This is a genomic window from Amycolatopsis sp. TNS106 (assembly GCF_019330265.1).
Taxonomy (GTDB): domain Bacteria; phylum Actinomycetota; class Actinomycetes; order Mycobacteriales; family Pseudonocardiaceae; genus Amycolatopsis; species Amycolatopsis lurida.
The window spans coordinates 3,949,754-3,967,732 of sequence record NZ_CP024972.1; the positions used below are offsets into that span (position 1 = coordinate 3,949,754).

21 protein-coding genes are annotated in these 17,979 nt (G+C 71.4%); 10 read left to right on the forward strand and 11 right to left on the reverse strand.

Annotated features, from left to right (window positions below; all coding sequences use genetic code 11):
* Nucleotide 1: 1 nt before the first annotated feature.
* Complete coding sequence (gene def, locus CVV72_RS17635) at nt 2-505, forward strand: peptide deformylase (RefSeq protein WP_219153406.1); 504 nt, start codon at nt 2-4, stop codon at nt 503-505.
* A 38-nt stretch (nt 506-543) separates the two neighbouring features.
* Here the strand turns inward: def and CVV72_RS17640 are convergent, their stop codons facing one another.
* The 4 genes from CVV72_RS17640 to CVV72_RS17655 all read right to left on the reverse strand — a co-directional run bounded on the left by CVV72_RS17640 (nt 544) and on the right by CVV72_RS17655 (nt 3,885).
* Entirely contained in the window at nt 544-1,629 is a 1,086-nt protein-coding gene (locus CVV72_RS17640) for a GNAT family N-acetyltransferase (protein ID WP_219153407.1), read from the reverse strand.
* Between the two features lie 94 nt (nt 1,630-1,723).
* On the reverse strand, nt 1,724-2,392 hold the full coding sequence (locus CVV72_RS17645; protein WP_219153408.1) for a VOC family protein: 669 nt from the start codon (nt 2,390-2,392) through the stop codon (nt 1,724-1,726).
* Nucleotides 2,393-2,509: 117 nt separating this feature from the next.
* Entirely contained in the window at nt 2,510-3,274 is a 765-nt protein-coding gene (locus CVV72_RS17650; RefSeq protein WP_125675735.1) for a maleylpyruvate isomerase family mycothiol-dependent enzyme, read from the reverse strand.
* 128 nt (nt 3,275-3,402) lie between these two features.
* A complete protein-coding gene (locus CVV72_RS17655; protein ID WP_219153409.1) occupies nt 3,403-3,885 on the reverse strand; it encodes an SAV_6107 family HEPN domain-containing protein in 483 nt (160 codons plus the stop codon).
* Nucleotides 3,886-4,106: 221 nt separating this feature from the next.
* Between CVV72_RS17655 and CVV72_RS17660 the strand changes: the two genes are divergently transcribed.
* Together CVV72_RS17660 and CVV72_RS17665 are read left to right on the forward strand one after the other, a co-directional pair.
* Nucleotides 4,107-4,637, forward strand: a complete 531-nt coding sequence (locus CVV72_RS17660) for a YbaK/EbsC family protein (protein ID WP_219153410.1) — start codon at nt 4,107-4,109, stop codon at nt 4,635-4,637.
* Entirely contained in the window at nt 4,634-5,197 is a 564-nt protein-coding gene (locus CVV72_RS17665; protein WP_016332697.1) for an N-acetyltransferase, read from the forward strand. Before CVV72_RS17660 ends, CVV72_RS17665 begins: the two co-directional genes overlap by 4 nt.
* On the opposite strand, the gene CVV72_RS17670 is transcribed toward CVV72_RS17665, so the two are convergent.
* The 3 genes from CVV72_RS17670 to CVV72_RS17680 form a co-directional block, all read right to left on the reverse strand.
* Entirely contained in the window at nt 5,194-6,075 is an 882-nt protein-coding gene (locus CVV72_RS17670; protein WP_219153411.1) for a DMT family transporter, read from the reverse strand. The genes CVV72_RS17665 and CVV72_RS17670 overlap by 4 nt on opposite strands.
* 290 nt (nt 6,076-6,365) lie before the next feature.
* Entirely contained in the window at nt 6,366-8,051 is a 1,686-nt protein-coding gene (locus tag CVV72_RS17675) for a DUF885 domain-containing protein (protein WP_219153412.1), read from the reverse strand.
* Nucleotides 8,052-8,093: 42 nt separating this feature from the next.
* On the reverse strand, nt 8,094-8,978 hold the full coding sequence (locus CVV72_RS17680; protein ID WP_219153413.1) for a methylenetetrahydrofolate reductase: 885 nt from the start codon (nt 8,976-8,978) through the stop codon (nt 8,094-8,096).
* A gap of 136 nt (nt 8,979-9,114) precedes the next feature.
* Here CVV72_RS17680 and merB point away from each other — a divergent pair, with 136 nt between their 5' ends.
* Nucleotides 9,115-9,792, forward strand: a complete 678-nt coding sequence (merB, locus tag CVV72_RS17685) for an organomercurial lyase (protein ID WP_219153414.1) — start codon at nt 9,115-9,117, stop codon at nt 9,790-9,792.
* A gap of 68 nt (nt 9,793-9,860) precedes the next feature.
* On the opposite strand, the gene CVV72_RS17690 is transcribed toward merB, so the two are convergent.
* Both CVV72_RS17690 and CVV72_RS17695 read right to left on the reverse strand, forming a co-directional pair.
* Entirely contained in the window at nt 9,861-10,166 is a 306-nt protein-coding gene (locus tag CVV72_RS17690; RefSeq protein WP_219153415.1) for an AzlD domain-containing protein, read from the reverse strand.
* The gene (locus CVV72_RS17695) at nt 10,163-10,840 is read right to left on the reverse strand and encodes an AzlC family ABC transporter permease (RefSeq protein WP_255632724.1); all 678 of its coding nucleotides are present in this window, start codon (nt 10,838-10,840) and stop codon (nt 10,163-10,165) included. Before CVV72_RS17695 ends, CVV72_RS17690 begins: the two co-directional genes overlap by 4 nt.
* 47 nt (nt 10,841-10,887) lie before the next feature.
* Here CVV72_RS17695 and CVV72_RS17700 point away from each other — a divergent pair, with 47 nt between their 5' ends.
* The 5 genes from CVV72_RS17700 to CVV72_RS17720 all read left to right on the forward strand — a co-directional run bounded on the left by CVV72_RS17700 (nt 10,888) and on the right by CVV72_RS17720 (nt 15,782).
* The gene (locus CVV72_RS17700; protein ID WP_219153416.1) at nt 10,888-11,436 is read left to right on the forward strand and encodes a CGNR zinc finger domain-containing protein; all 549 of its coding nucleotides are present in this window, start codon (nt 10,888-10,890) and stop codon (nt 11,434-11,436) included.
* A 68-nt stretch (nt 11,437-11,504) separates the two neighbouring features.
* Entirely contained in the window at nt 11,505-12,596 is a 1,092-nt protein-coding gene (locus tag CVV72_RS17705; RefSeq protein WP_125675755.1) for a polyprenyl synthetase family protein, read from the forward strand.
* A complete protein-coding gene (crtI, locus tag CVV72_RS17710; protein ID WP_219153417.1) occupies nt 12,596-14,071 on the forward strand; it encodes a phytoene desaturase family protein in 1,476 nt (491 codons plus the stop codon). The genes CVV72_RS17705 and crtI overlap by 1 nt, the downstream gene beginning before the upstream one ends.
* A complete protein-coding gene (locus tag CVV72_RS17715; RefSeq protein ID WP_219153418.1) occupies nt 14,068-14,997 on the forward strand; it encodes a phytoene/squalene synthase family protein in 930 nt (309 codons plus the stop codon). The genes crtI and CVV72_RS17715 overlap by 4 nt, the downstream gene beginning before the upstream one ends.
* Nucleotides 14,994-15,782 (forward strand): LLM class F420-dependent oxidoreductase, encoded by a 789-nt coding sequence (locus CVV72_RS17720; protein ID WP_219153419.1) that lies wholly within the window; start codon nt 14,994-14,996, stop codon nt 15,780-15,782. Before CVV72_RS17715 ends, CVV72_RS17720 begins: the two co-directional genes overlap by 4 nt.
* Nucleotides 15,783-15,833: 51 nt before the next feature.
* On the opposite strand, the gene CVV72_RS17725 is transcribed toward CVV72_RS17720, so the two are convergent.
* The gene (locus CVV72_RS17725; RefSeq protein ID WP_219153420.1) at nt 15,834-16,385 is read right to left on the reverse strand and encodes a CGNR zinc finger domain-containing protein; all 552 of its coding nucleotides are present in this window, start codon (nt 16,383-16,385) and stop codon (nt 15,834-15,836) included.
* A 22-nt stretch (nt 16,386-16,407) separates the two neighbouring features.
* Between CVV72_RS17725 and CVV72_RS17730 the strand changes: the two genes are divergently transcribed.
* Entirely contained in the window at nt 16,408-17,574 is a 1,167-nt protein-coding gene (locus tag CVV72_RS17730) for an MFS transporter (RefSeq protein WP_219153421.1), read from the forward strand.
* Here the strand turns inward: CVV72_RS17730 and CVV72_RS17735 are convergent.
* On the reverse strand, nt 17,543-17,911 hold the full coding sequence (locus CVV72_RS17735; RefSeq protein WP_219153422.1) for an Rv2175c family DNA-binding protein: 369 nt from the start codon (nt 17,909-17,911) through the stop codon (nt 17,543-17,545). The two genes, CVV72_RS17730 and CVV72_RS17735, sit on opposite strands and share 32 nt — an antisense overlap.
* Nucleotides 17,912-17,979 lie beyond the last annotated feature (68 nt).

A 17,979-nucleotide genomic window follows, 5' to 3' on the forward strand; every position in this document is an offset into this window, starting at 1 on the left:
CATGGTGATGCGCGACCTGCGCTATTTCGGGGATCCCGTGCTCAAGACCGTATGCGACCCGGTCACGACATTCGACAAGAAGATCGAGTCGCTGGTGACCGATCTGATGGACGGGGTGGAACCGGCCGGGCGCGCGGGTCTCGCGGCGCCGCAGATCGGGGTCGGGCTGCGGGTGTTCAGCTACGACGTCGGCGGGTTGAGCGGGTACGTGATCAACCCCGAGATCGTCGAACTGTCGGAAGAGACACACGAGATCGGCGAGGGCTGCCTCTCGGTGCCGGAGCTGTGGTTCCCGGTCGTCCGCGCGAAGCACGCCGTGGTGCGCGGTGTCGACCTGCGCAACGAGCCGATCGAGGTCGAAGGCGTCGATGTGCTCGCCCAGTGCCTGCAGCACGAGACCGATCACCTCGACGGCAAGCTCTACCTGGAACGGCTCACCCCAGAACGCAAGAAGCGCGCGCTGGGCGAGGCCCGCGGCAAAGACTGGTTCTGGAACCGCAATTAGTCACCTGATTGCGGTCGTCCTCTCTCACAAGCAGGTGACTAATCGCGAGGGTCGGGGAGCGCGAAGCGCAGGGTGCCGGGGTCGCCGGGGGCGCGTTCGGGGCGGAGCCCCACGCGGGCGGCGGTGCGGTAGAGGGAGTCGTCGCCGGGCAGGCAGACGGCGGCGAGTTCGCGCTCCCCCTTGGCCATGGCGAGGGTGGCGAGCCTGGCGAGCAAAGCCGTGCCGATGCCCTGGCGCTGCCAGGAATCCTCGACCAGGAGCGAGACTTCGGCCGCGCCGCCGTCGGCGGACGGGATCAGCTGGCCGAGACCGATCACGTCCCGGCCGCAGACCGCGAGCAGGCTGATGCCGCGCGGCGGCATCAGGAGCCGGTGCAGCCAGCGACGCGGCACGGCACGCATTCCGGTGTGATAGCGGTGGAAGAGCGTCGTCATCGAGCATCTCTGGTGCAGCGCGGACACCGCTTCCGCGTCACCGGGGACGCCCTTGCGCAGGACGATCGCGGCGCCGTCGGTCCGGTCCAGCACGAGCGGGCCGGTCACGTTGTCGCGGACCGCGGCGCTCAGGCCGATCAGCGCGACGGCGCGGCTCAGTTCCAGCTCGACGAACGGCGACCACCGGCGGCGCGCGACGAACGCGGTGCCGTCCCCCGCCGGGAACACCGCGCGGTGCCCGCCTTCCGTACGGGCCGGGTTCGCCTCGATCGACGGGACCTTGGTGACGACGTCGGCCGCGAGGACGCCGCGGAGCACTTCCGCGAGGCCGCGGGGCTCCTCGACGGCCCGCGTGGCCGCGGTGAGCGTCGCCGTGGCCGGGTCGACCAGTTCGGCCAGATCCGCGTCGACGACGGCGGAGCATTCGCATCCTTCGTCACGGATCGCGTCGACGAGCAGTTGGCGCGGCAGACCGGTGGCCGGCCGCAGGACGATCTCGTCGAGCACGCCGCCGGGGACCGGGAGCACTGACAACCCGAGGATGTTGCATTCGAGGTCGGCGAGCCGGATCGCGATCCTGGCCAGGGTGCCGGGCCGGTCGTCCACGCGGATCCGGACACGCCAGGCCGACGCGGCCGCGGTCTCTTCGCCGGGGTGGACCAGGGTGGGCCGGGCTCGATAGGTCTCCATGACTCCACGGTCCCGGCCGGTTGTTGCCTGCCCACGGCGCGGATGTTTCGCTCACGTCAGCGTTCGACGCCACCGCGCAACCCCGGCGAAACACTCAGCGGGGAGAAAGCACGCTGAATTCGTTGCCCTCCGGATCCACCATCGCTTCGGCACGTTCCCCCGACGCGCCCAGCTCCCGCAGGCGCCGGACCTCGGCCGCCCGGCTCTTGCCTCGCCGTGGCGCGATCTCGAACCGCAGCCGGTTCCTGTGCCGCTTCTCCTCTTCCGTGGCGAGGAACTCGACCCAGGGACCGCGGCCGTCCGGTGGCCGCAGGCCGACGATCGACTCCTCCCGGACGCCGATCTCCCAGCCGAGGGCGGCCGCCCAGAACCGCGCCAGCCGCTCCGGGTCGAGGGCGTCGGTGACGACCGAGGCGATCGCGCCGGTGCCCTCGTACTGCTCGCGGGGCTCGAGAACACAGAACTCGTTGCCCTCGGGGTCCGCGAGCACCACCCACGGCACCCGCTTCTCCTCCGGCGCGCCCTGGCCGATGTCGATGTGCCGTGCGCCGAGGGACAGCGCACGATCCACCAGCCCGGCCTGGTGCTCGGGCGAACGGCTCGCCAGATCCAGGTGCAGCCGGTTCTTGCCCCGTTTGGGGCCCGCCTCGGAGCGGAACGCCGGTTGGAACGGGGCGTCCCAGCTGAACAGCCCTTCCCAGAAACCCGCCAGATCTCTGGGAAGGGCCGAGTCGAAGACCAGGTTCACCAGCTGTACCGCCACACCGGTGAACCTAGACGGCACCACCGACAGTTCTGTGCGTCTTCGGTGAACCCGCGGGCGCTCAGGCCACTCCAGCTCCCTGACACTGATGACCGGTTTGGCTTCCCCACCGACCGATCATCGGGTCGCGAGCCGCAGAAGGGCCCAGAGTTGTCCCGCCATGTCCTGGTCTCCGCTGACCGTCACCGCCGTCGGACCCGCCCGGCCCCAGAGCCAGCGGTAGATCTTGTCCGGCTTCCCGGTGATCAGGTCGTCCGCGCGCTGGGCCTCCTCGGCCGAGCACCGCCAGGCGACCGTCTCCGTCGGCCCCGCCCTGGCGATCCAGGTGTGGCCCGCGGTGCGCACGCCGACCGAGCCGGTCTTGGTGCCGGAGAGTCCCAGCAACGGCAGCCGCTGGCCGAACCACAGCACCAGCGCCTCGTCGATCCCGTCGAGTGCCACGTCTTCGGGGATCTCCGACACTTCCCGGCCGGCCGCGCTCTCCGCGTCGATCCGGTGGATCGTCGTCTCGTGCGCCGTCCGCCGCCGCCAGAACCCGTAGCTGCGGTCTGCCGGCCACCAGGTCGGCGCCAGTTCGTCCGGGTCGTGCGCGGACAGTTCGGCGACGAGCTCGTCCCGGCCCTCGCGGAAGTACTCCTCCAGGCTCTGTCCCGGCCCCGGTTTGCGCTGCCAGTGCTCGGGACGCCGTCCGTCGGTGATCCAGCGGCGGGTGACCCGGTACACGCTGCCGACGTGCCTGAGGACTTCGCCGAGCGTCCAGCCGGGGCAGGTCGGGACCGGCGCGTCGGCGGACGCGGTATGCGCCACCTGGGCCATCAACTCGGTTTCGGCGCCGATCACCTCCAGGAACCTGCCCTGGTCGATCATGGCCTGCCCGGCCATCGGGCACCCCCTCTCCGCGGCGGCTCTGTGCATGGGTGGACCCCGCGTCCGCGATCGGCGTCGCAGGGCGCGGGCTGGTCTTTCCGGGTCACGCAGGAAATCCGGGAGCGCGTCCGAGCGCCACCGGCTCAGGCCACATGCGCCGAGTCACCCATCGGCAGCCCGTGCACCACCCGTCGCACCAGTTCCAGGAACACCGTGGCGGCCCGGGTCAGCTCGTCCGCCAGTTCGGCGGTGACCTTGCCGGTGATGCCCGCCTGCGCGGCGGCTCGCGTCGCCGAATTGGCCGCGAAGAACGCCGCCCATTCCTTCAGCTCGGGCGCGACGGAGTCGAGCAGCACCCAGCCGCTCGCCGGCCGGGCACGGCCCCGGTGCGGACGGCCGCGGGCCTCCAGTACCGCCGCCGCACCCCGCAGCGCGGCGAGATACGCCCCGATGAACCGCTCCGCGGGAGCACTCTCCCGCTCTGCTTCGGCGAGCCCCCGCCTCGCCTGCGCGTACAAGGAGACCGCCGCGGGTGGTGCCGGCGGGCGCAACGACATCGGCAGGGCGGGCTGCGCGGTGCCCCCCGGCCTCTCGGCTTCGTCGGGGGACACGACCGAAACGGACATGACGACCCTCCTCCTGTACGTGAGCGCCCGCCGGTGCCCGGCGCCGAGGCGCTTCCCCCGCCCCCGCGCCGGGCACCTACCGGTGCGCGCTCACCGAATGTCGAACGTCTGTTCGAACAAGTCCAATGTAACCCCGAAGTGCCCCATTCCTCAACCCCGTACCGGGGTGATCGCCGCATGTGGTGCGGGACACGGCATCGGCCACGTGATCTCATAGACGTATGAGCACCATCGACCGGTCTGGTCATCCCTCGGTGGCCAAGGTCGCGGCCGCGCTCGCCGAGGCGGGCCAGCACGCCGCCGCCGACGGGATCCGGATCCTCCCCGCCGAAATCCGCACGGCCGCGCAGGCCGCCGAAGCGCTCGGTGTCGAGGTCGGCGCGATCGCGAACAGCCTCGTCTTCCGCAGCCGCACCGGCGACGCGGAAACGGCCCTGCTCGCGTTGACCTCGGGCGCGCACCGTGCCGACACCGCGCTGCTGGCCTCGGTGACCGGAGCCGACGAGATCGGCAAGGCGGACGCGGATTTCGTCCGCGCGCACACGGGGCAGCCGATCGGCGGCGTCGCCCCGGTCGGTCACCCGAAGGCGTTGACCACCCTCGTCGACACCGCGTTACGCGCGCACGAGGTCGTCTGGGCCGCCGCCGGGCATCCGAAGTCGGTGTACCCCACGACGTTCGACGGCCTCGTCGCGCTGACCGGGGGTACTCCCGCGGACGTCGCGGGCGACGGGCAGGATGGGCGCCCGTGACCGCGATGTCCTCGGAATGCACCCGTTACGTCCAGCTGTCCGCGGACGAGTTCCGCGCCCGGCTCCCCGAGGCGCTGACCATCTACGTCAACGCCATGCGCTACCCCGAAGGCACGGCGGAGCAACGCGCGCCGATGTGGCTCACGCACGCGCTGCGCGAAGGCTGGCGCTGCATGGCCGCGCTCGACGCGGACGGCGTCCTGCTCGGGCTCGCCTACGGCTACAAGGGCCGCGGCGGCCAGTGGTGGCACGAACAGGTCCGCCACGGCCTGACCCGGCGTGAGGGCCAGGCCGCCGCCGAGCACTGGATGTCCGACTACTTCGAGCTCACCGAGATCCACGTCAGCCCCGAAAGCCAGGGGAAGCGGATCGGCGAGGACCTCCTGCGACGGCTGCTCGACGGCGTGCCCAGCGCCCACGTCCTCCTTTCCACACCGGAAGGCACCAGCCGGGCCTGGAACCTGTACCGGCGGGTCGGCTTCGTCGACGTGCTGCGGGACTACCATTTCGCCGGGGATCCGCGGCCGTTCGCGATCCTCGGCCGGACGCTGCCGCTCTAGGGTTTCGAGTAGGCGACCGTGAGCGCGGCGATGAGCACCACCGCGCCGCACCAGCCCACGACGCCGAGCCGTTCCCCGAGCAGCACCATGGACAGCAGCGCGGCCGTCAACGGTTCGAGCAGGGCCGACAACGCGGCCAGTACGGGATGCGCGCTTTCGAGACCGCGGAAGTACGCGGCGTACGCCAGCGCCGTCGGCACGACGCCGAAGTAGACGACGAGCGCGAGCACGTCGGCTTGAACCGGCACCGCCATCCCGAACCACAGCGCGGCGGGGGCGAGCGCGGCGCCGCCGATCAGACAGCCGAAAGCCGTGGTGGGCAAGGGATCGAGGCCTTCGACACGGGTCGCGGTCACCAGTGTCAGCGCGGCGAATCCGGCCGCGGCGAGGAGGGCGAACAGCACCCCTGCGACGTCGGCCTCCTGTCCGGGCGTCCATTGCAGCAACGCGAGCCCGACGAGGGAGCCGGCCACGGACACCGCCGTCCACGCTCCGGGCAGGCGGCGGGTCTTGACGGCCGTCGCGACGGCGAGCAGGACGGGCGCGCTGCCGATGGTGGTCATCGTCGCGACGCTCACGGAACTCAGCGAGACCGCGGCGAAGTAGCTGGTCTGGAAGAGGGCGAACAGCCCGCCGACCGCCAGGAGGCGACGGCGGACCCGCGGAGCGCGGGGAAGACCGCGAAGGCCTCCGGTGAGCCAGAGATAGCCGGTGGCGATCACGCCGCCGATGAGCAGCCGGTACGCGGCGACGCTCAGGGGATGAAGTCCCGCACGGGACGCGAGCAGGGATCCGGCGAGGCCGCCGGTCCCCCAGAGGACTCCGGCGAGGACGAGCGCGGCCGACGATCGGGCGCGCGTGGGTACGGCAACGGACATGGGGAAACGCTCCTGCGTCTGTGTCTGTCGGAAAGGACGTCGACGACGCGGGGTGCTTCAGTGCAGCACGGATCGGCCGGGCGGCTGGAACGCCGCGCGGCCGGAGACACCCCGCTCAGGAGGCGGGGGGTGGGGTGACGAGGAAGATCCGGTGCACGAGGGGGAACGTATCAAGACTCCGGGGCGGGAGCACGGGAATTACGGCACGCGGAGGCTCCCTCCGGATGCCATGAACGGTCCGTTACTCGCGAATTTCGCGAGTAACGGACCGTTCATGGCACTACCGCGGCTCAGTCCAGCGTGGCCAGCATCTCCCGCAGCGTGTCCAGTCCCATCCCGCCGAGCGCCAGCGCCCGCGTGTGGAACTGCTTGATGTCGAACGCGTCGCCCTGCCGCTCGCGGGCCTCCTCGCGGGCGGTGAGCCAGAGCCGTTCGCCGAGCTTGTACGACGGCGCCTGCCCGGGCCAGCCCAGGTAGCGGTCGATCTCGTCGTGCACGTGGGCCGGGTCGGTGACGGTCCGGGTGAGCATGAACTCCAGGCCCAGTTCGGGCGTCCACCGCTCGCCCTCGTGGAAGCCGGTGCCCGCCGGGATCTCCAGTTCCAGGTGCATGCCGATGTCGACGATCACCCGCGCGGCGCGGAACAGCTGCTCGGACAGCATGCCGAACAGTTCACCGTCGTCGGCGAGGAACCCGAGGTCCTCCATCAGCCGCTCGGAGTACAGCGCCCAGCCCTCGGCGTGCCCGGAGGTGAACGCCAGCAGCCGCTGGTACTTGTTGAGTGACTCCGACTGGTCGACCGCGGTCGCGATCTGCAGGTGGTGGCCCGGCGCGCCCTCGTGGTAGACGGTGCTGACCTCGCGCCAGGTGGTGAACTCGTCCCGGCCTTGCGGCAGCGACCACCACATGCGGCCGGGGCGGGAGAAGTCCTCGCTCGGGCCGGTGTAGTACGCGCCGACGGTGCCGCCGGGCGGGGCGATCTTGCACTCCAGTGCCATCACCCGGTCGGAGATGTCGAAGTGCTTGCCGCGCAACGACTTCAGCGCGTTGTCGGACAGGTTCTGCATCCAGGCCTGGAATTCCGCCCGGCCGCGCACGACGTACTTGGGGTCGGCGTCGAGGGCGGCGGCCGCCTCGGCGAGGGTCGCGCCGGGTTTGATCCGGCCGGCGACCTCGCGCATCTCCGTCTCGATGCGGGTGAATTCGGCCCAGCCCCAGGCGTAGGCCTCGTCCAGGTCGAAGGTGGCTCCGGTGAACAAACGGGACCACAGCCGGTAGACCTCGGCGCCGACGGCGTCCTTGACCGGCGCCAGCGGGGCGAGTTCGGCGCGGAGGAAACCGGCGAACTCCGCGTACGCCTCCTGCGCGGCGTGAGCGGCCTGACCGAGCTCCGCGCGCAGCTTGTCGTCGACGTCCTTCGCCCCCGCGACCAGCGTCTCGAAGAAACCGTCGTCGTCCTTCAACCCCGCCCAGGTTTCAGCCTGTTCGGCGACCTTGCCGACCTGTCGCAACGCCGACACCCGGCCGGCGGCCGCGGCCGCGAGCAGCGAGGAACGGAGACCGTCGAGCGCTTCGGGCACCCTCGCCATCCGGGCGGCGATCGTCGCCCAGTCCGCCGCGGTGTCGGTGGGCATGAAGTCGAAGACCATGCGCAGTTCCTGCACGGGGCTTTCGATCACGTTCAGCGCTGCGAGGTCGAGACCCGCCTCGTGGATCTCCAGGTGCAGTCCGATCCGCTCGGTGAACACCGCCTTGGCCGCGCGCTCGCCGTCGTCGGCGGGTTCGGCCGCTGAGATGTCGGCCAGCGCGCGGGCGGCGATGGCGGCCCGTGCCGCGTGCCCGGCGGGCGAGTAGTCGGTCAGCTGGTCGTCGTATCCGGAGATGCCGTACGTCGTCGCGGCGACCGGGTCGGCCGCGGCGTAGTCGTCGACGTACCGGTCACAGATCTGGTGCACAGTTCGCGCGGTTGAAGCCATGACCGGCACGCTACCGGGACGGCGGGCGACTTCGGTACGGAGTTACGCGCGGGCCGGGACCAGCCCCAGCCTGCTGACCACCTCACGCGTGGCCTTGGACCGGTTGAACGTGTAGAAGTGCAGGTCGGGAACGCCTTCGGCGATGAGCCGCTCGCCCAGTTCGGTCACCGCGTCGATCCCCGCGGCGCGGAAGGCCTTGGGGTCGTCGGCCAGCGGTTCGAGCCGGTCCAGCAGCCGCCGCGGCGCGGGCGCGCCGGACAGCTTGATGGACGTGTGCAGGGTCCGCGGCGTGGTCAGCGGCATGATGCCGGGGATGACCAGCGCCTCGCAGCCGGTGGCCGCCACCCGGTCGCGCAGGCGGAGGAAGTCCTCCGGCTCGAAGAACAGCTGCGCGATGGCGAAATCCGCGCCGGCGCGGAGCTTGCGCACGAGGTATTCGGTGTCGGCTTCGAGGTTCGCCGACCGCGGGTGGCCGTACGGGAAGGCCGAGACGCCGACGCAGAAGTCGCCGAGCGAACGCACCAGCTCGACGAGTTCCTCGGCGTAGTTGAGTCCCTCCGGATGCGGGACCCAGTCGCCGTAGACGTCGCCCGGCGGGTCGCCCCGCAGCGCGAGGATGTTCCGCACGCCGACGGCGGCGTACCAGCCGATGACGTTGCGCAGTTCCGCGACCGAGTGGTTCACGGCGGTGAGGTGCGCCATCGGCACCAGCGTGGTCTCGGTGGCGACGCGGGCGATGCTGCGGATCGTGCCGTCCCGGCTGGAGCCGCCGGCGCCGTAGGTGATCGACATGTACGCCGGGTCCAGCGGCTCGAGTTCCCGGATCGACTTCCACAGGACGGCCTCGTCGGCCGCGTCGCGGGGCGGGAAGAACTCGATGGAGAACACGGGTCCATCACCCTGCAACCGCTCGACCACCGAAGTCATTCCGCCATTTTAAGGGGGAATGTCCGCTGGCTGGGAGCCCCCTCTCAGGCTATGGGCGTGCGACTTCAGCCACGTACGAGCGGTTGCCGAGCGGAGCCGGGCTGGGGAGACTCGGTGACGAGCACAGGGAGCCGCCATGAGCGCCGAAACCGACACCAGCTGGGACGAGGACGTCCGCGTCGCGGTCTACCGCGCGTTCGCCGAGCACGGGAGGCCGCCGACGGCCCCGGAACTGGCCGACGCCGCCCATGGATCACTCGCGGTGGCGAAGCAGGCGCTGCACCGGCTCGCCGAGCGGCGGCATCTCGTGCTCGACGAATGCGAGCACGTCGTGCTGGCGCATCCGTTCGCGGCGATCCCGCTGGGGTTCTCCGTGATGGGCGCGCACACGCTGTGGTGGGGTGGCTGCGCGTGGGACGCCTTCGCGATCCCGCATCTGGTCAAGGCCGAACCCGAGGTACTGGTGTCCACGCGCTGCCGGGGCTGCGGCGAGCCGCACGCCCTGCTGGTGAACGACCGCACCCCACCGAAGGGTGAACTGGTCGCGCACTTCCTGGTGCCCGTGGCGCGGATGTGGGACGACGTCGTGTACACCTGCGGCAACCAGCGCCTGTTCTGTGGTGAGTCCTGTGTGGACGGATGGCTGACGGAAACGGGGCAGGACAAGGGTTATGTCATGGACCTGGCGACGCTGTGGCGGCTCGCCGCAGGCTGGTACGAGGGCAGGCTCGAACACGGGTACGTCCGCCGGGATCCGGCCGCCGCGGCCGCGTACTTCGGCCGGGCCGGGGTGAGCGGCCCGTTCTGGAACTAGACCAGGAACCGCGGCGGAAAGGCACCCCCAAGGGCGTGTCGCGACGTCCCGGCACGTACGCCCGCCCGCTAGACCAGGAACCGGAGCGCCGCCGTGACGACGACCCCGCAGAGGATCGCGGCGAGCACCGGCACGCGCAGCGCGTAGGTCACCGCGATCGCGGCAAGGCCGGCACAAAGCGTCCATTCGAGCCCGGACCAGGCCGGGCCTGCCACGTCCGTGAGCACGAGACCCGCCAGCAACGCGGGCGCGAGCAGCGCGATCACGCCTGCGAGCCGAGGCGGCAGCGTCCGGTCGCCGAGCAGGACCGGGCCCGCCGCTTTGAACCCGATGCTGACCAGCGCGACGAGGACGATGGCGAGCCAGAGCGTCATCGGCGCGCCCCCACCCCGAGCAGCGCCGCGGCGGAGGCGCCGATCAGCGCGAGCCCGACCGGGACGAACAGCACCAGGATCCCCGCCAGACAGGCGGCGAGGGCCGCGGTCAGGACCGCCTGGCGCGAGCGGCGCAGTTCGTCGATGAGCAGGACCAGGAAGAAGCCCGGGAACACGACGTCGAGCCCGAACCGCGAGACGACGTCCGGTGGTGGCGCGGCCAGAACGCCCAGCACCGTCCCCAGTATCCATGCGGGCAGCTGGACGAGCGTGCAGCCGATGAGCTTCTCGCGGTCGAAGCGCCCTTCGCCGAGGTGGGCGGCCACCCAGGAACCGTCGACGACGGCCTGGCCTTCCCACGCGCGCCGCAGCCGCCCGCCGCGCAGGTCCGCGGCGACGGCGGCGCCCATCGGCAGGAACCGGGCGTTGATCAGGGCCGCGGCGCCCACCGCGACGGCGAGGTTGCCGCCGCCCGCGAGCGCGGTGGCCATCGCGAACTGGGCCGATCCGGAGAACACGAGGATCGACGCGACGATCGGGGCGGCGATCCCCCAGCCCAGCGTCTGGCTGTACGCGCCGAAGGTGACACCGAGAACGAAGGTCGCGACACCCAGCCCGAGCCCGACACGGGCGCCGGCCAGGTAACTGTGCCGGCGCGTCGATATCTCCGTCATAGCTCGACCCTAACAAGCTAAACTCACTTTGACCATTAGGAGAAGTCATGGACGGCCATTGGGACGGGTACGACAGCATCGGCGGGAGTGTGCCGTTGGACCTGGTCAACACCGTTTCCTGGCGACGCGATCCGGCCCGGCGGGACGACCGGCTTTCGACTCCGGAACGACTCTCCGAGTGGGTGGTCCTGGTCGGCGCGGGCACCGAACGGCTGGAGATCTCCGAAGCCGTCCTGGAGACGGTGAAGGCCTTCCGCGAGACGCTGTACCGCGTACTCGTGTCGGATCCACCGGACGTCACGGCCCTGCGGAAGCCCCTGATCGAGGCGTACCGGCACGCCTCACTCCCGCCGTCCTTGCCACTGCGCTGGGAGGTGCCGCTGGAAAACGGCGACGCGCTGCCGCACTTCCTCGCGCTGGCGGCCGAGAACCTGCTCCGGACCGGGAATCCGGAGCGGATCCGGGAGTGCGAAGGGCCCGGCTGCGGCTGGGTCTTCACCGACCACACGCGCAACCGGTCGCGGCGCTGGTGCAGTTCGTCGGACTGCGGCAACCGGGCGCGGGTGAAACGGCACTACGACAAGACCCGCGGTTGACGTCTCGTTCGCCACATTCCACGGCACCCGACTGGGTCATGGGGACGCGCTTCCCGGAGGATGTGCTCATGGACACGTCCGCCTACGACGCCGATCTGCCCGCCCACGTCGAGCGGGCGCTGGCCGGATTCCTCGAGCGCGCCGGTGCCGAGATCCGCCGTACCGAACCGGTCGTCGGGGTCGGGATCGACGCGCTGGCCGGGTTCGTCCTCGGCGGTGGCAAACGCCTGCGCCCGACGTTCGCCTGGTGGGGCTGGCGCGGCGCGGGCGGCGATCCGGCGGGGCCGGACGTCGAAGGCGTGCTGCAGGCGGTGGCCAGCCTGGAGCTGATCCAGGCGTGCGCGCTGATCCACGACGACCTCATCGACTCCTCCGATTCACGGCGCGGCTCCCCGACGGTGCACATCGCGGGCGCCAAACTGCACGCCGACAGCGGCTGGCTGGGTTCGCCGAGCACGTTCGGGCTCGCGACCGCCGTCCTGGTCGGCGACCTCGCGCTGGCCTGGGCCGACGACATGTTCGGCGAGGCCCCGCTCCCGCCCGCGGCCCTCGCGGCGGCGCGGCCGGCCTGGCGCGCGATGCGCACCGAGGTGCTCGCCGGCCAGTACCTCGACGTCCGCACCCAGGCCACCGGCGACGCTTCCCCCGAGGCGGCGCTGCACATCTGCAAGCTCAAGACGGCCGCGTACACCGTCCAGCGCCCGCTGCACCTCGGTGCCGCGCTCGGCGGCGCCGACGACGCCCTGATCGCGACGCTGCGCGAATTCGGCGACGAGGTCGGCGTGGCGTTCCAGCTGCGGGACGACCTGCTCGGGGTGTTCGGCGACCCATCGGTCACCGGCAAGCCCGCGGGCGACGACCTGCGTGAGGGCAAGCGGACGCTGCTGGTCGCGCTGGGTCTCCAGCGCGCGGCCGAGCAGGGCAAGGACGCGGCGGCGAAGGTCATCTCCGACGCCATCGGCGACGCCCACCTGTCCGAAGACGCCGTCGAGACTGTCCGTGAGGCGTTGCAGGACGTCGGCGCGGTCGACGCGGTGGAACGCCGCATCGACGAGCTCACCGATTCCGCGATGGCGGCGCTGGACCGCGCTCACCTGGCCGAACCCGCTCCCGCCGCGCTGACCGGGCTGGTCGTCAAGGCGACCCAGCGGACGTACTGATGCGCACTGTCACCGGTCCGAGTGACCACGTGGTGGTGATCGGTGGCGGGCTCGCCGGGTTGTCGGCGACGCTGCATCTGCTCGGCGCCGGCCGCCGGGTGACGCTGCTGGAGCAGGACAAGAGCCCGGGAGGCCGGGCCGGGCAGGCGGATATCGGCGGCAACACCGTCGACACCGGCGCCAGCGTGCTGACCATGCCGGAACTGCTCGACGAGGCCTTTGCCGCGGTCGGCGAATCCCTGGCGGACAATCTCACGCTGACCCGGCTCGATCCGGCCTACCGCGCGAGGTTCGCCGACGGCAGCACGATCGCCGTGCACACCGAGGCGGCGGCGATGGAGGCCGAGATCCGCGCGGCCGCGGGACCGGCCGAAGCCGACGGCTACCGCAGGCTTCGCCAGTGGCTGACCGAGCTGTACACGGTCCAGAAAGACCACTTCATCGGCGCGAACTTCGATTCCCCGCTCGATCTCGTCCGCCCGGAACTGGCGAAATTGGCCGCACTGGGCGGTTTCGGCCGCCTCGGCCCGAAGATCGGCCGGTTCCTCCGTGACGACCGGGTTCGCCGCCTGTTCTCCTTCCAGGCGCTTTACGCGGGCCTCGATCCGGCGCGCGCGATCGGCGCGTACGGCGTCATCTCCTACATGGACACCGTCGGCGGCGTCTACTACCCCTCGGGCGGGATGGGCGAGATCGCGCGAGCCATGGCGAACGCCGCCGAACGCGCCGGCGCGGAACTGCGGTTCGGCACCGAAGCCGCTTGGCTGGAAAGGGTTTCCTCGCGGGTGCGCGCGGTGCGGACCCGAACCGGTGAGCGGATCCCTTGCGACACGGTGGTTCTGGCGACCGAACTCGGCACCGCGTACCGGCTGCTCGGCGCCCGCCCCCGGCGGCCGCTGCCGCTGCGGTACTCGCCGTCGGCCGTCGTCCTGCACGGGAACGCGCCGAAATCCTGGCCGGATCTGGGCCACCACACCATCTTCTTCGGTCACGCCTGGGAGCGGACGTTCTCGGAGATCATCCGCGAGGGCAAGCTGATGAGCGACCCTTCGCTGCTGGTGACCCGGCCGACCGCGACCGAACCGGGCCTCTCCCCCGGCGGCGGCCAGGTGATCTCGGTGCTGGCCCCGGCGCCGAACCTGCGCCGCGGCAAGATCGACTGGCGCCGGGTCGGGCCCGTCTATCGCACGGAACTGGTGTGCACACTGGAAAAGCGCGGCCTCGCCGGGTTCGCGGACGGCTTCTCCGTCGACGAGACGATCACCCCGGAAGGCTGGGCGGAGCGCGGTCTCACCGCCGGCACGCCGTTCTCGCTCGCGCACACCTTCGCCCAGACCGGCCCGTTCCGGCCGGGGAATCTCCTGCGGGCAGCGGAAAACGTCGTACTGGCGGGCTGCGGGACCACACCGGGCGTCGGCATCCCGCCGGTGGTGATCTCCGGCAGGCTCGCGGCGGGAAGGATCACCGGCCGATGAACGAGCTCGACGCCGCCGGGATCACCGAGCCGTCGTTGCGGGCCGCGTACACCGAATGCCGCCGGATCAACGCGCACTACGGCCGCACCTTCTTCCTCGCGACCCGGCTGCTGCCGGCACGGACGCGGCCGTACGCGCACGCGCTGTACGGCTTCGCGCGGATGGCGGACGAAGTGGTCGACAACCCCGCGCCCGGCACCGATCCCGCGGTCGCGCTGGACGAGGTCGCCGCCATGGTCACGCAGGTCTTCGACGGCGGCACGCCCGCCGATCCGGTGCTGACCGCGCTCGCCGACACCGTGCGGCGCCACGATCTGGACCGCGAATTGTTCGACGCGTTCCTGCGGTCCATGACGATGGACCTCAAGATCACCGCGTACGCGACCTATGCCGACCTCCGGGAGTACATCCACGGTTCGGCCGAGGTGATCGGCCTGCAGATGCTGCCCGTCTTCGGCACCGTCGTCCCGGTCGCCGAAGCCGTGCCGGGCGCCGCCGCGCTGGGTGAGGCGTTCCAGCTGACCAACTTCCTGCGCGATGTCGGCGAGGACCTCGATCGGGGAAGGCTGTACCTGCCGACCGAGGAGCTGGCCGCGTTCGGCGTCGACCGCGAACTGCTCGAATGGTCCCGTGCCCGCGGGCTGCCCGACCGGCGGGTGCGGCGCGCGCTCGCCGTCGCGGTGGCGCGCAACCGGGCGGTGTACCGCCGTGCCGAAGCGGGCATTCCGTTGCTGCGCCCGGAATCCCGGGCCTGCGTGCGGACCGCGCTCGTGCTCTACGAAGGCATTCTCGACGAAATCACGGCCCTGGGTCACGACGTGCTGAACACCCGCGCGGTCGTCCCGCGCCGTCGCCGGCTGGGAGTCGCGCTTCCGAGGTTTTTGGCGAGCGCGTGGAGCAACTCCAGGCTTAGGGTGCGAACATGACCACTGCTGAGAACAGGAAGATCCGGATCGGCGTCCAGCTGCAGCCCCAGCACGCCGAGTACAAGGCGATCCGCCGGGCGGCTTCGGAGGCCGAAGACCTCGGTGTGGACATCGTCTTCAACTGGGACCACTTCTACCCGCTCTACGGTGAGCCCGAAGGCCTGCACTACGAGTGCTGGACCATGCTGGGCGCCTGGGCGGAGTCCACGTCGCGGGTCGAAATCGGCGCGCTGGTGACGTGCAACAGCTACCGCAACCCCGAACTGCTGGCCGACATGGCCCGCACCGTCGACAACATCTCCGACGGGCGGCTGATCCTCGGCATCGGCTCCGGCTGGTTCGAGAAGGACTACGACGAGTACGGCTACGAGTTCGGCACCGCGGGCGGGCGGCTCGACAACCTCGCCGAGGCGCTCCCGCGGATCGAGAGCAGGCTGGGCAAGCTGAACCCGCAGCCGGTCCGGGACATCCCGGTGCTGATCGGTGGCGGCGGCGAGAAGAAGACCCTGCGCCTGGTCGCGAAGCACGCCGACATCTGGCACGGCTTCGGCGACCCGGAGGTCGTGGAGCGCAAGGTCAAGATCCTCGACCAGCACTGCGCCGACGTCGGCCGCGACCCGAAGGAGATCGAGCGTTCGGTCGCCGTCGAGGGCGAGCCCGAGGAGCTGGGCCCGAAGCTGCTGGAGCTGGGTGTCTCGCTGTTCACCGTGGCGACCGGCGGGCCGGACTACAACCTCGACAAGCTGCGGTCCTGGATCGCCTGGCGGGACAAGCAGCAGTCCTGACCCGCTCTGGGTCTCGTGAGTGGTAAGGACGGTTAAAACCGTCCTTACCACTCACGAGCGTTGTCGCCGGTGAGCCGCGACCCGCTCCCGGGTGGCGCACCGCGTCGAGCAGTACCGCCGCGGGCTCCCCCCGCCCAAGTGCGCGAACGGCCTCCCGCAGCCCGAAGCCGCACACAATCCGCCCGGCGGCGCCTGACGGTCCGCCAGCAACACGGCCAGCGCCAGCGCGGACGACGTCACCAGCCAAGCGCCCCACGGCCCGTCGTCGTCGGCGTCCACGTGGAGATGCCAGCCGAACCCGTCGGAGTGATCGGTCAGCCGCGGCGGATGCGCGTAACGAGCCAGCAGCCGGTTGAGCACCTCTGCCGCCTCCCCGGCATCCCGCGCCGCGAACACTTCCCGCAGTTCGACGGCCGCCTCCCGCAACGAGGCCACGTCCGACGGCGCCAGCTCGACCGAGGTTTCGCCGTGCGCTTCCAGCACCGCGCGAACCGACGCGACCGAGGGTTCCGGCGCGAGCAGGACCTCCAGCAGATCCACCGCCCGCTGGCCCGCCGCCCGAGCCGATCGGCCGGGCAGGAAATCCCGCTGCGCTGAAGCCATAGCCCACTGTAACGTCTCATTCATGAGGAGCCGTTACAGACTCGCCGCCTATTTGACCGGCGCGACGGTCGCCAGGACCGGGGACGAACTGTCCGGACCGGCGTTGCTCCTGCTCGGCATGAGCTTCGACGGCTCGGCCGCCACCGGATCCGCGCTGCTCGCGGGCCTGACGATCTCCGCGGCGGCGGGCGGGCCGCTGCTGGGGGCCCTGCTCGACCGCAGCCCCCGGCCGGGGCGGCTGCTGGCGTGGGCACTGCTCGCCTACGCGGGCGGGCTCGGCGCGGTGCTCGCACTGGTCGAGCTCCCCGCGGCGATCGCCGTGGCCGTCGCGGCCGGGCTGCTCAACCCCGCCTTGGCGGGCGGCTGGACGGCGCAACTGCCGAACGTCCGCGGCACGACACCACTGGCCAGGGCGAGCACCCTGGACGCGATGACGTTCACCGCCGCGAGCCTCGCCGGGCCGGGACTCGCCGGCCTCGTGGCCGCGTACGCCGGAGCACCGGCGGCGGTGGCGGTCGCGATCACGCTGGTCGCCGCGGCCTTCCCGGCCGCGTGGGCGCTTCCCGGGGTCGAGGCGAAGCCCTCGACATCGATCCGCCGTCAACTCGCCGACGGGTTCGCGGTCCTCTTCCGCAACCGCGCCCTGCTGCGAGCCACCGCGACGTCCACGGTGTCCTTCGTCGGCATCGGAGTCGCCATCGTCTGTTATCCGCTGCTCGGCGCCCAACGGCTGGGGAACCCTGGCTTCGGCGCACTGCTGCTCGCCGTGCTGGCCGCCGCGTCACTGGTCGCGAACGCCGTACTGGCCCGCAGGCCACCGCCGCCGGACCGCACCTTGCTCGCCAGCACGGTCCTGCTGGGCGCGAGCTTCGTGCTGGCGGCGTCGAGCGAGGGCGTGGTGCCCCTGCTGGCCGCCGCCGTGCTCGCCGGATTCGCCGAAGGGCCGCAGCTTTCGGCGCTGTTCGCCATCCGGCATCGCGAAGCGCCCGCGCGAGTGCGGGCTCAGGTGTTCACGACGGCCGCGAGCGTGAAGATCACCGGACTCGCGGCGGGCGCCGCGCTCGCGGGACCGCTGAGCGCACTCTCCGTAACCACCGCGCTGGGCGTCGCGGCGGGCTGCCAGCTCCTCGCGGCCGCGACGTATGTGCTGGTCGGCCCTAGAACGCCATCGCCTGCGCGCGCCGCTTGACCTCGGTGCCGTGGCTCGTGCGGAGCGCGTTGACCGGGGTGGTCCCCGGCAGGGTCTCGTCCGCGGCGAAGAGCCAGCGCAGCATCTCCGTCCGGCTGAAACCGGCGTCCGCGAGCACGGTGATGGTGCCCGCCAAGCCCTTGACCACGCCGTCCTTGACCAGGAACCCGGCCGGGACGTACAGCTCGCCCTTCCGCCGGACGGCGATCAGGTGGCCGTCGCGCAGCATCTGGCGGACCTTGTTGGCCGAGACGTTCAGCGCGGTCGCGACCTCCGGAACCGGGAGAACGGCAACATCTGCATCGAGAACGTCGTCGGCGACGGGAATACCACTCACAGGTGACACTGTGCCACATTCCGTCTCCCGCTCCGTTAGTACGCATGGGTGACGACCCGGGCGATGAC